Source organism: Diaphorobacter sp. HDW4B, assembly GCF_011305535.1.
Classification (GTDB): domain Bacteria; phylum Pseudomonadota; class Gammaproteobacteria; order Burkholderiales; family Burkholderiaceae_C; genus Diaphorobacter_A.
Window position 1 is genome coordinate 205,661 of record NZ_CP049905.1, and the last position, 12,038, is coordinate 217,698.

Annotated in this window: 10 protein-coding genes; 2 read left to right on the forward strand and 8 right to left on the reverse strand. The window is 57.0% G+C overall.

Going from position 1 to position 12,038, the window contains the following annotated elements; genetic code table 11:
* Positions 1–11: 11 nt before the first annotated feature.
* Both chrA and G7048_RS00950 read right to left on the reverse strand, forming a co-directional pair.
* Entirely contained in the window at positions 12–1,190 is a 1,179-nt protein-coding gene (gene chrA, locus G7048_RS00945; RefSeq protein ID WP_166066369.1) for a chromate efflux transporter, read from the reverse strand.
* A 29-nt stretch (positions 1,191–1,219) separates the two neighbouring features.
* The gene (locus G7048_RS00950) at positions 1,220–1,915 is read right to left on the reverse strand and encodes a hypothetical protein (protein ID WP_166066370.1); all 696 of its coding nucleotides are present in this window, start codon (positions 1,913–1,915) and stop codon (positions 1,220–1,222) included.
* 276 nt (positions 1,916–2,191) lie between these two features.
* Between G7048_RS00950 and G7048_RS00955 the strand changes: the two genes are divergently transcribed.
* Positions 2,192–2,500: a hypothetical protein gene (locus G7048_RS00955; RefSeq protein ID WP_166066371.1), complete on the forward strand. Its 309-nt coding sequence runs from the start codon at positions 2,192–2,194 to the stop codon at positions 2,498–2,500.
* 31 nt (positions 2,501–2,531) lie between these two features.
* Here G7048_RS00955 and G7048_RS00960 read toward each other — a convergent pair whose 3' ends face one another.
* A complete protein-coding gene (locus tag G7048_RS00960) occupies positions 2,532–3,227 on the reverse strand; it encodes a DNA/RNA non-specific endonuclease (protein WP_240933119.1) in 696 nt (231 codons plus the stop codon).
* Between the two features lie 256 nt (positions 3,228–3,483).
* On the opposite strand from G7048_RS00960, the gene G7048_RS00965 reads away from it, so the two are divergent.
* Entirely contained in the window at positions 3,484–4,239 is a 756-nt protein-coding gene (locus G7048_RS00965) for a type 1 glutamine amidotransferase (RefSeq protein ID WP_166066373.1), read from the forward strand.
* Between the two features lie 35 nt (positions 4,240–4,274).
* Here the strand turns inward: G7048_RS00965 and G7048_RS00970 are convergent, their stop codons facing one another.
* The 5 genes from G7048_RS00970 to G7048_RS00990 all read right to left on the reverse strand — a co-directional run bounded on the left by G7048_RS00970 (position 4,275) and on the right by G7048_RS00990 (position 12,019).
* The gene (locus G7048_RS00970; protein ID WP_166066374.1) at positions 4,275–4,709 is read right to left on the reverse strand and encodes a hypothetical protein; all 435 of its coding nucleotides are present in this window, start codon (positions 4,707–4,709) and stop codon (positions 4,275–4,277) included.
* Between the two features lie 78 nt (positions 4,710–4,787).
* Positions 4,788–6,857 carry an AIPR family protein gene (locus G7048_RS00975; RefSeq protein WP_166066375.1) on the reverse strand — a complete coding sequence of 690 codons (2,070 nt, stop codon included), beginning with the start codon at positions 6,855–6,857 and terminating at the stop codon, positions 4,788–4,790.
* Positions 6,857–7,822 (reverse strand): PD-(D/E)XK motif protein, encoded by a 966-nt coding sequence (locus tag G7048_RS00980; protein ID WP_166066376.1) that lies wholly within the window; start codon positions 7,820–7,822, stop codon positions 6,857–6,859. Before G7048_RS00980 ends, G7048_RS00975 begins: the two co-directional genes overlap by 1 nt.
* Positions 7,815–10,544: a Z1 domain-containing protein gene (locus G7048_RS00985; protein ID WP_166066377.1), complete on the reverse strand. Its 2,730-nt coding sequence runs from the start codon at positions 10,542–10,544 to the stop codon at positions 7,815–7,817. Before G7048_RS00985 ends, G7048_RS00980 begins: the two co-directional genes overlap by 8 nt.
* Entirely contained in the window at positions 10,541–12,019 is a 1,479-nt protein-coding gene (locus G7048_RS00990; RefSeq protein ID WP_166066378.1) for an ATP-binding protein, read from the reverse strand. Before G7048_RS00990 ends, G7048_RS00985 begins: the two co-directional genes overlap by 4 nt.
* Between the last annotated feature and the right edge of the window lie 19 nt (positions 12,020–12,038).

Below are 12,038 nucleotides of genomic sequence, written 5' to 3' on the forward strand. Positions count from 1 at the left end.
AAAGGGAGGCTTCAGAGCCACCCTGCCCAGCCCACCGCTGCAGCCAGCAACACCACCCAGACCGGCGACCAGCGCGCAAACACCAACAATCCAAACGCCAGCAATGCCAAAGCAAAGTCGGCACGCGAATGGATGGCGCTGGTCCATACCGGGCTATACAACGCCGCGAGCAACACACCCACCACGGCGGCATTCACACCCGCCATGCCGCGTTGAATGCCATGGCGCTCGCGCAGCACTTGCCAGAACGGCAACGCACCCATCACCAGCAAAAACGCCGGAAGAAAAATCGCCATCAGCATGACGAGCGCACTGCCCCATGCGCCACCCCATTGCATGGAATCCGGCAACACCGCGCCCAGATACGCCGCAAACGTGAACAGCGGCCCCGGCACCGCTTGCGCAGCACCATACCCCGCGAGGAACACATCGTCGTGCAGATAAGTGATCGGCACCAACGCAGATTGCAGCAACGGCAGCACAACATGCCCGCCACCGAACACCAAGGAACCAGCGGTGTAAAACTCCGAGACCAACAAAAGCAAGCGCGAATGCAACGCAGAGGCCCACATCGGCAAGCCAAACAACAGCACCACAAACAAGGCGAGCAACACAGCACCTGCGCGCTTGCTGATGCCGAAACCATCCTGCGCAACCGCCGCACTCGGCGGCAAATTCAACGCAAATCGGCCAATCAACGCACCCGCGATCATGGCTGCAATCTGCGCGACCGAATAAGGAACCAGCAACACCAGCACAGCCGCAGCAATCGCAATGCCCGCCCGCAACCGATCAGGACACAACGACCGCGCCATGCCCATCACCGCCTGCGCGACCACCGCGACCGCCACCACTTTGAGACCATGAACGACGCCCGACTGCGCGAGCGCCGTCCAATGCGTCACGCCCAAGGCAAACAGCGTCAGCGCAATCGCGGATGGCAACGTGAAGCCGACCCACGCGGCCAGTGCGCCCGGCCAGCCAGCGCGCTTCATCCCCAGCGCCATGCCGACCTGGCTGCTCGCAGGCCCCGGCAGAAACTGGCAGAGCGCCACCAGATCGGTGTAGCTGCGGTCATCGAGCCAACGGCGGCGCTCCACGAACTCCGCGCGAAAGTAGCCCAGATGCGCGATGGGGCCGCCAAAAGAGGTCAGCCCCAGTTTCAGGAATGCGAGGAAGACCTCGAACATGGATCAGCGTTCAGGCGAAGGTGAAAGCATCACCGTGGATGCATGCCTTCCACGCCCTTGCTGTTGCTGGAGCCTTTTTCGTCGCCCAGCCCCAGACGATCGAACAGACCGCCACCGCGCGCCACGTCGCTGGGCGAGCGGCCGCTGCTCGTGTCGACCGATCGCATGAAATACGCCAACCCTTCGACGGCTTGCGCCGTGTCTTCGCCGCTGTTCACCATCGCGTCGATATAGCGCTGCTCGCCCGTGTACACACGCACCCAGGTGCGCGGACCGTAGGCCAGCTTTTCGACAAAGGTGAGCGGCACGTCGAACGATGTTGCGGGATAAGTCAACCCGCTCGGCTGCACCGACGCCTTGTTGCGCACGCGAACCACCTCGCTCGCGCCCAGATGGAAATCCGCGCCGGTCACGTCCTGCCCCTTCAGGTCAGGCACGCCTATCGTCAGGCGACCAATGCCGGGCCGCGCGCTGGTCCAGTCGGCACCGATCATCGGGCACTGGAACGTGTTCTGCAGATTGTGCTGCCCCTGGCTGCAACTCACGCGATAGGGGCGAATGCTCACCAACTTGTCGCCCGACTCCGAAACGCTTTGCTTCACCTGCGCCGCAATGTCGTTGGCACCGGGCTTCTTCTCAGTCTTGTCGCTGCTCGCGCAACCAGAAAGTGCCATCGCGCCCGCGATGCCCAATGCGCCGAGCGCAACTGCCAACCTTGGCTTCATACCTTGCTCCTCTTTCCTTCGCCCACACGGACGAGGGCAAAAACGGGAGCCGTCAAGCACGCCCCCAAAACGTTGAATCATAGAAGAGTCGGCAAGCCCAATCGGCAAGATGGGCTCATTGCCGACGCACCCATTCCACCGACTCGCACGCGCATGCTTATTTGCCAGCGCTCCGGTCGGCATTGCAACAATTTGTGCTGCGGCTTTTAGAATCGGGGCATTCCGAAGAATCCACCCAAAGAATCCACTTAATTCAAGCGAGGGAGTGAACCCGACATGACCCAATATCTGAGCGCACTGGCACTGATCGCTGCCGCTTGCATCCCGGCAATGGCTCAGGCCGAGTGCTATTCCGTCTACAACGGCAAGGAAGAGCTGATTTTCCAGAGCACGCAAAGCCCGGTCGACCTGCGCCAGCCCATCGCCCAGGCCGTGAAAAAACGCTTCACCGCCGACGCACACATGGTGTTCACGCCCTCCAGCGACGACTGCCCCATCGTGGACAAGACCGTCGCGCCCGTGGCCGTGCCGGATGCCGGTGCAGCAGCTGCCGCAGCCGCCGCTGCCGCAGGCAACCGGTCCTGAGCCCGCTCCTTCCCCTTCCTCTTTTCCTCGCTCAATCCCCGAGGAAATTCAGCCCCGTGCGTCGCACGAATTCCGCATAGGAAATCGGCGGCGTCACGCGCGTGGCTGCGGCATTTTCCTGCCAGTGCACCCAGCTCTTGCCGGTCGCAGGGTCGTAGACCAGCTTGAAGATCGCCTCGGGCACGCGCACGCGGTTCTGGCCAATCGTTTGGGTCGATGACGCGCCGAACACCGGCCCGGTGATCACGAACACATCGCCATCCGCGCGTCGGATATAGCGGCGCGTGTCCTGCTCGATCAGCCCCCACGCCCCGCCGTTGTGCTTGGGGTCCTGCGGCACCATGTTGGCCAGAGAAAAACTCTGCGCCTTGCCCTGCTCCGTGCCCATGTCGCCCGCAGCCGCCATGTGCCCGCGCGAATAGCCCGAGCGCTTGTAGTCATCGAGCTGCGCCCGGTCCGCCATCGGCAGACGCGCCTCGGGATAGAACTTGTCCTTGCGCTTGATATTGGCACCCGCCGCCAGACCACGCGCATTCAGGCGCTGCGCCACATACAGCGGCGTCTTGGTCTCGCCCGAATGCAGCACCGCAAACTCGTTGAAGCACAGCTCGCGCAGACGCGGCATGTTCTTGACCACGGGCGGGCGCGACGGAAAGAACTGCGGGCAATCGCGGAACGACTCAGCCGACGCCGACAAAGAAAACGTGGAGAACGAAACCGAAGCCATCAGGAGCGGCACGGCTCCAAAAACAGAAAAACGCATCGGCCGAGTATGACACCCAATACGTCAGTTCATGACGCATCTCAACACGTCAAACTCGCAAATTTGACGAGCGCGCTTGGTAATTCAGCCCCGTTGATCAAGACACTCTTGACACCATCTTGACGCCCGCCACCGCCAATCGAAGCCGCCCTTGATGCACGCACTCCTACATTGACCCCATCGCAACACGCAGCTTGCAAACAGGCCAAGCCAGCACCTCATGACGAAACCCGTCGCCATCCTGCAGCACGAAACCAACCAAGGCCCCGGCGTGCTGCTGGAGCACCTGCAGCAGCAGGACATTCCATACGAAATCATCCTCCCCACCGAAGACGGCACCACGCCCCGCAACGCCAGCGACTGGCGCGGCATCATCATCCTCGGCAGCAACCATGGAGTGAACGAGCGACTCAACTGGATGCACGACGAATGCGCCCTGCTGGAATCCGCCCTCGCCCGCGACGTGCCCGTGCTCGGCCACTGCTTCGGCGCACAAATGCTAGCCCACGCCATGGGCGCGCAAGTCTCACGCAACGCCTGCCCCAACATCGGCTGGAGCCAGATCTGGGTCACCCCCGATGCCCAACACGACCTGAACATCCCCGTCCGCACCATGATGTTCAACTGGCACTACGACACCTTCGAAATCCCACGCGGCGCCACCCGCACCATGTACGGCACCTACTGCCTCAACAAAGGTTTCCGCCACGGCAAACACTGGGCCTTCCAGGGCCACTTGGAAGTCACCGCAGAAAGCCTCAAAGCCTGGTGCGAAGAAGGCAGGCACGAACTGCAGCTGTGCGCGAGCGGGCCGTCATGCCAATGTGAAAAGCAGATTCTGGAGAATTTGCATGCGCGCGTGGCGGCTTTGCATGCGGTAGCGAGGCGGGTTTATGGGGCTTGGACGGGGCAGTTGGAGCGGCCCACAAGCATTGCTCCAACCCAACACCAATACGCCACCTCCGCAAGCAACTGACGCAAACAAATGAGCGCGTCCAACCCAACAAGCCATCAACGCGAAGCCGCCGCTCGATCCCTGGCCCGCGCGTAGTTGGACTTGGCGCGCTGATTGCACACCGCCCTGGCCTCGCCCACCAGGTCATCACATTTCTCCCGCGCCACAGAATTCGCCGCCTTGGCCTTTGCTATATCCACCTTGTATTGGCTCTTGGCACTCGGTTCCGCTCGAGCCTTGAGTTGAGCCTTCCCCACCGCCACGCGCCCTTTCGCCTGCTGCTTGCACACATCGCGTGCATTCCCCACCAAAGTTCGGCAATGCAGGATCGCCGACTTGTATTCATTGGCGATGCGCTGCTTTTCGGCCGCGTACTCGGACTTGGTCATGGCGAGACTGGACGTAGCCAGCGTTGCCAGCAGCAGTGCGTGGAGCAGTTTCAAACCAAGTTTCACAGTCGTTCCTTTGCCAACCGATGCGATCAAAATCACATCGATGTTCGTGTATGTTGACAACCCCACGGAAACGCAGTCACCACGGAATACTCCAACCCAATCAATTGCAAACGATCAGGCAGCTACAACCACCCCTTCGAGCCTAGCTCTTTCAACGATCTCCAACAAGGCAATGCATTGTTTGCCCGAAGGAACTTTTGAAGGAATTTGCATTGCGATGTTCAACAGATCCCGATCCTTCGAGGTCAACTGTCCCTTCGACTTAAGTACCGACAACACCCGCGACCATTCCGCAACATGTACAGCGATCACACGACGTTGCGCTTCGAGTCCGTCGTCGATCTTCTGAATCCGCCTGGCACCTTGCAACTCCTCTTTCTGGGTGTCCAAGGGCACCAATGACTGCCAGAACTCTGCAGACAACATCTTCTCGACAGTCGCTTGCCCGGTGAGCAATCGGGTCCAACAATCCACTCGCTTGCACCATTCCGTGACATTGGAAATTCCCGCAGGTGGTTGCACCAAATCGGAATGCACAAACTTCGCGATCACAGCAATGCCATCCAGCAAAGCATTTTCGATTTTTTGGCTTTTCCAGATCTTCTGAAAATCGACGCTCTGCTGTCGCTGTTTCGCAATTTCACTCAGGAGCGCCAATGCATACGCCACAATGTTGGCTCGGTATCCACCACTGTACCAGGCCTGCTCCGAGACCAACTGCTCGGTCGATTTGAAAATCAAGGCGCGGGCAATGGCTCTCTTGTAATAGAACTCACTGAACTCATCCGCTGATCGCGTCCACTCCTCGCCGATGCGCTTTGCAAACTGCGCGAAGTTCTTTTGAGCCCCTCTGTTCACCCAGCTCGGATGGTCCTCCCACACGTTCTCGAACTTGGCCAGATCGGTCTTGGTGAACATCTGGTGCTTCGGATACTCAAGCAAAAACCTGCGTTGCTCAGCCGCAGTCAACGCCGACTGTGCATCCGCGTACTGACCTCTGGCGCGTTCGTAAAAGCACTTGGTTTCTTTCTGCGAGCCATTTCCAGCAGGCACCCAGATACGCCTGGAAAAGGTTTCCATGCGGACATGGAACGGATGGTTCGAGAAGAAGTCGGCATCGTTCACCTTGTTCTGCGTGTTCGCATACTGAGAGATCTTCGGCACGATGGCCTCGGCTCCCGATCCATCAATGACCGACAGCTTCATCTGCACGGATATCTTCGAAAGATCCGCCTTGTCTTTCTTGCGCGCATGGAAAAGCGATGCAGTGGTCTGCCCGCCATTCACGATCTGCAGGTTCAGCAATCGAGTGATGGTCAACTGCCCATCGACGATCGAAGTCTCCACCGACTGAGCGGTCGCGGTCACACCATTGTTGTATGCGAAAAACATCTCGGGCTCGTTCATGATGCTTGCCCGAATGCCTTTGTTCACCCCCGCGCGCGCCTGCAGGAACGTTCGCACGTTCTGTTCGAGCAGCCGAGCTCCATACTTCTCGTACAGGGAAGCAAGCACATCACCGGGAACGACGATGAGATATGCCATGTACCCATCGGTGTCGAGATGGGCAGGGAGACACGACAGTCCACGTCCGAACATCCCGGAAACGTCGAGATCCAGCGGCTCCTTCTGCCCTCTCGCGCTGCGTTGACGTTGAAGCCGCGTGATGTCCCAGATATGGAACGACGCAGGCACACCTGCAATGGTTGAATCATCGATGGACTGGATGCGTTCGCTGAGCACGCGCTCCGAAAGCAGCACCAGATTGATCTTGCGAATGCGTGTCGAACGATCCGCAATCTCTCGAGCCAATCCATATTCAGGACTCATCGGCTCGAGCTCGGCCGCCAAATCCTTGTCCTTGCTGGCTTCGAAGAATTTGGTCAATCGCTTGAACGCAGCATCGACATCCGTCTTGGGCAACGAAGCCAACTCCGCTCGGGCATCGAAGTCAGCAATGTAAAGGTCAAGCACATCATCCTCGGCGAACCAGTATCCATCGACGCGCGCCCCGCGGCTGGCTCGATAGTGGCAATGTTCAAATCCCTCTACGAATCCCGACTCGACTAGCTCGGCCCCGAGCGACTCGACAAATTCCGTCAGCGCAAACCGCTGATTCGATGCAGCGCCAATACTGAGGTCACTTCGGAAACTCTGAAAAAAATCTTCGACCGACTGATCCATCACTTATCTCCATGCAATTCGGATTCATTGCAGGCATGCTCCTCAATGCCCTCCAGTTTCACGTCATACGCAACATTGCACAACATCGGCGAAAGCCTTGATCTCGCGATTCGAGGAAACTCACCATCCACACGATACGTACGAACCTCTCGCTCGGAGAAGCGTGGTTCGTCGTAAGCGGGCAAAGGCTGGTATTTCTGTTCGACAAGCTTGCCGTCGAAGTCGTCCAGCGCGCTGGCATCGTCGATCTGGGCTCTGACAAGATCCACCAACCGATTCAAGGAAACGCCCTCTGATTTGCCGTCCTCCACACGAAGAGCATAGATGCGCAAATACAGCGTCTCGTTCAATGATTCCAGTTGATCCTCCGACGAAATCCGAACCGAGTTGCGCGCTGTCCCCATGAGCGACTTGATTTCCACGGCCTTGTTTCCGTAAACGAAATCATGCTGCCCCCGCATCGGCCCCTTCCAACTGTCGACAGCCGCCAACGAATCCCCCGAGTTCCGGATTCGATCGCAAAGAAACAGCAGTTCCGCATACAGCCCCCGGACTGCCTCCGGCGAAAGCTGGTGCATGCTCCCGCTCAGAAAATGTTTCCACCGGCGAAGGTGTTCCCACGCCATGGCAAAAGCAACATCGGAATTCCGAGCACTCGCCAGAGAGCTGGAAAGAGCTCTGCAGAAGTTCAGAAAGAGATCGCGATCTCCATCTCGCTGAAGCTCGAACACAAGGTGCTGAACACCTTGAGGACGAACCTGCAGATCGAGCTTGATTCCACGCACATGAATCAGTTTTCTTCGCATGCGCTCGGCGAAATCTCCCTGCAGTTCGACAATGAAAAGACAGGCACCCGTAGCGCTTCTCCCCCAATGGCAGGGCACTGCATCCATCTCATCCACCAGCAGCACGTTGTAGTCGCTATCCGGAATGGTGAGATCATCCCAAGGCGAATGCTCAAGCATCGACTTCCTCTTCCTCTTCCGAATTCATCGATGCCCCATTCTCCTTCTGCATCCACACTCGGTTGGCAATGACGGAAATGGAGGTGCCATAGTTACCCGGAGGAAAGCTTAGACCAAATGCTGCAATCGGCTTCTTGAGCTCTTCGTTACCGGTTGGCATCAGACTGTGGATCATCAACAAAGGTTTAGCGCGCTGTTCTCGGTAGAAGACGTCGGAAACTTGCATTTTCTTCTCATGCGCGGCAGCAACTCTTGTTTCAGCCAACGCCCGCGATTTCTCAGTTTTGCCGTTTTTTGCCAGCTCTTTCGCGTCTGCTTCCGCAGCATGGAGTGCATTTACCCTCTGCTCGTCGGTCAGCCCTAACCCCTCATCACCTCGCGAAGCAACGCGGTCTTTGGAAAGCAACCAGCATTCGTTCTCAACATTAAGTGCAGAGCGCTCCTGAACATTGAGGACATGCTCATTTTCAGAAATCCCACCCGGAGAGATCAACAGAACATCACAAGCTTCATGAACTGGACCAACTGCCCGCAAGTACTCAACGAGCACTTTCTTTTTCTCTTCAAACTTCGTGTGTGCCTGAAAGGAGGTCAAAAAGTCATCGACTACTGAAACGTCGACTCCCTCGAAAATCAATCCCTTTTTTGTCGGCCGCGCATGCCGTCCACCAAAGCCCTGCTTCCAGAAGCGTTCAATCAGTTCAAAGTTGTTTCGGTTGACCTGTTCATCCACTGAGAGCCAGTGGCTTTCTTTCAATAACCCACTGTAATTTTGCTTGAGCACGACCTCTTGCCCAGTTCGCATCTTGTTTGCAGCGGTGATGGACAACGCATCCGGATGGTCCTTGACGTAGAGGCCAAACTCCCTCGGACTCAACCCATCTCGCCGCATGCGTTTCACCTGCAGCACGAGTTCATCCGCGGCATTGGCAATGTATGCATACCAGTCAATGCTGTCCCGCGACAGATGGACTCGGCACAGATCTTCGAAGCCCGCCCTGTATCCAAACCAGCGCCCCATCTGCATGAGGGTGTCATACATCTTGGTGCTACGGTACATGTAGCTGGTCGTGAGCCCCTCGACAGTCAGTCCACGGGACAAACTCAGACCACCGATCGCAATGGCCGTCAGTCCAATACCATCATCCGAATATTTCTTGTAGTCGAGAACCTCATCGCTGCCACTGTTGATCACATACATGTGCAAGTGCTCAAATACGCCGACAAGTCCACCCTTGACGTCCTGCCACGTGACTCCAGAATCGGAATACTCGGCGTCAAAGGCATTCTTCAGGGCTTGCATCTGTGCGTTCCCAACTGCACTTTCGTCAGGCATATGGGCATGCATCTCCACGGCTCTGCGGATTTTCCCCTCCCGCTCGCGCAAGAACTCGCGAACCTGTCTCTGCACACTCACAAACCGCGAGACATTGACCATCATCGAACAGTGCTTCTTTTCCTGCCCACGCAGATTTCGAATCGCCCGGGCAATGATGAAGGAATCAAGCGATGCATACAGACTGGCGGGCAATTCCGCCACCACAAAGTCACCCTTGTGATCCAGCGGAAGCAACTTCTCCGCGTCATCGATATGACGCAGGACCCGATCGCTGGAATCGTCGTTCAAGAACACCTTGTTGGCCCCAAAGTACGTGGTGGGGGCGTCCAGACAGTAGATGAAATCGCGTGGGAAAAGCTCTTCGAGAACTCCATCGCCGTAGACATCGGGATTTATGAAGATGTTGGCGAACGGAGTGGCCGTGTAGCCGACATAGCAGGACTTGGCAAACAAGGCGAGAATGCGCCGAATCGTCGCATTGGTCCGAGTGGGGTCCACGTCCTCCTTGTTCGTGTTGATCGAAGCATTGTCAGCCTCATCATCGATGAGCAGCATCGGAACATCGGTGATTCGGTTATGCCTGTTCGCATTCAGATCGGCCAACCAACCATGCAATGCATCCAGAGTGGAGACATTCTTCTTGATAACAAGAATGATCGGCTTGCTGAAATCGTTGATCGTCCATCCGCTCTTCGCCGCTGTGTTGCTGTTGAAATCGTCAATGACGTTCGTGAGTGTCGCGGGATGGGGATACCCCTTCTGCAACCCGACCCCCACAGCCTGACGTTTCTTCTTGGGGTCGCTGGAGCGGCCAATGAAAGCTTCGTCGATTCGCTCCTGAGTCTGCTTGCGCAGGTTGTTGTGGATACCTGCGATCACGATGATGAGCTTGTAGCCTGCGTCCGCAGCTCGTGCGATGACACCGGTGTAATTCGCGGTCTTCCCCGACTGCACATGTCCGATCACCAGTCCACGTCGACTCCATGTGGTGCCCTCGGATTTCGGATCCTGCAGATGTCCAAGAATTCTGCCCGTCACATCGCTGAGTGTCTGCGTCAATCGAGGCGCCCAGCCCTCGCTTTCCAGAAAGTCGAAATATGCCTTGGAGTAGACCCAGTCGATATCGGAGCGCTTGTGAATCCATTGGTCATCGTGCTCCGCCGTGGTGTCGATCAGCGAAACACCCTCGCCCATTCGAGTCTCCACGGCGACCAGCGTGTCGGCAATGATGTTTTTCAGATCGCCACTGTAGTCAAACAAGGCCGCAAGCCCCTTGGCTTTTTTCTCGACCAGCTCGCGGGTTGGTGTGGAATCCAGATTGCTCAGCGCCGCAATCAGCGCATTTCGGATGTTCTTCTCTTCGGAAATTTCACGGTTGCTCAACTGAATGTCTCCTCAATGAATTTGTCGATGCTCTCGGATTGACCCTCGAACAATTTGGCGGACTCCACAACTCGCCGAAACTGATCGACATTCCCCGGACCATCTCCGAACATTTCCTGTCTTATCAATTTCAGGCGCTCATGCACCAGTGTCGGATCCGACTGCGCATCCGCCATTTCCTTGGGATGTGTCGAATAATCCGAATAGATCATTTCCAAAGGCAATGCTGCCGAAACCGACTCGATCAGCAACTGCAACTGACCCGCCTGCTCCTTGTCCAGACCAGCCCTGAGACTGGAAATCAAAGGATGCTGGAGGTTGATTGCAAAGCGGACTCGGTCACGATCCGCATATCGCTCCCACATCGGCGCTGCCTGTTCCTGATAGAGCCGCATACCCCGACCTCGATGCACGGAAATGCTCCGGCTGGTGATGGCATTGATGATCTGTCTCAGGCGCTCTCTAACGGCCAGTGGTGGGCGAGCTCGCGACTTCTTGATGTCGATGGTCCAATGCTCGTCCATGGCGTTGGAAAAGTCGATCTGGACACGGGCGAGCTTGGTTGTCTCCCCTTTGGGAACCAAGCGGAACCAGTCGCCCCACACCATCAGTCGCCCGTTTCGGTATACGTACACCCCCTGATTCGAAATGAAATCGCTTCTTTCACGATAGAGATCGAACTCCTTGACACTCAACCGGCTGTGATGCGGCAGGATGTAGGGCTGCAGAGTGACCCGCTCGGAGCCAAAATGCACGACCTCTTCCGGAAGAAGCTGTGTTGCGGAGTTTTTTCTGCAGAAGGGATCGAATGCCTTCAACTGCAGCCCATTGACCGAAATCGAAAGTCGCTTGAAGCCGTCAATCTCACCTGCGAGAAACCGGTGAAAAACCAACGAGAGATGCTGCCTCAGAACCGAGAGCTTCTCTGCGATGATTTCCTCACGCAGTTCACCCGACTCACTTTCGGAAAGTCGGTCCAGATTCCTCCAGATCACCGCGGTGCCGGTGCCACTCAAGGAATCGATCATCGGCAGTGCGGCTATTTCGCTCTGCTCATGCACCTCGAGCAGCCATTCGTCCTTTTCATCGATCAGATTCAGATTCCACGTGGCAGCGCTCAGAACTTCATTCTTGCGACTTGCCATGGTGAGAATGCGGCACTGCGAAAACGAAGCCGTCTTCAGCCCCAGACCAAAGCGGCCCAGATCCTTCGGCGAGCGCCGCGACTTTGGATTGGATGCTCCATGCCGCATGGCCTGAATCAGCTCCACCTCGGACAAACCGATCCCATTGTCGAGAATGACGAGAGAAGGATCCTTGCCCGCAAGATTGCAAAAGATCTGTATGTTGTCAGCGCCCGCCGATATGCTGTTGTCCAGCAGATCAGCCACGGCTGTTTCAAGCGAATAACCCAAATCACGCATGGTTGCCGAAAGACATGCAGCACTGGGTGGATGCGTCAGAACACGAGCCATCAGATTCCCTCTGAGTTGT

Coding starts and splice junctions, on each gene's coding strand:
- G7048_RS00960 (WP_240933119.1), bottom strand. CDS start 3,227: ATGGCTTCGGTTTCGTTCTCCACGTTTTCTTTGTCGGCGTCGGCTGAG.
- G7048_RS00950 (WP_166066370.1), bottom strand. CDS start 1,915: ATGAAGCCAAGGTTGGCAGTTGCGCTCGGCGCATTGGGCATCGCGGGC.
- G7048_RS00980 (WP_166066376.1), bottom strand. CDS start 7,822: ATGCTTGAGCATTCGCCTTGGGATGATCTCACCATTCCGGATAGCGAC.
- G7048_RS00955 (WP_166066371.1), top strand. CDS start 2,192: ATGACCCAATATCTGAGCGCACTGGCACTGATCGCTGCCGCTTGCATC.
- G7048_RS00975 (WP_166066375.1), bottom strand. CDS start 6,857: ATGGATCAGTCGGTCGAAGATTTTTTTCAGAGTTTCCGAAGTGACCTC.
- G7048_RS00965 (WP_166066373.1), top strand. CDS start 3,484: ATGACGAAACCCGTCGCCATCCTGCAGCACGAAACCAACCAAGGCCCC.
- chrA (WP_166066369.1), bottom strand. CDS start 1,190: ATGTTCGAGGTCTTCCTCGCATTCCTGAAACTGGGGCTGACCTCTTTT.
- G7048_RS00990 (WP_166066378.1), bottom strand. CDS start 12,019: ATGGCTCGTGTTCTGACGCATCCACCCAGTGCTGCATGTCTTTCGGCA.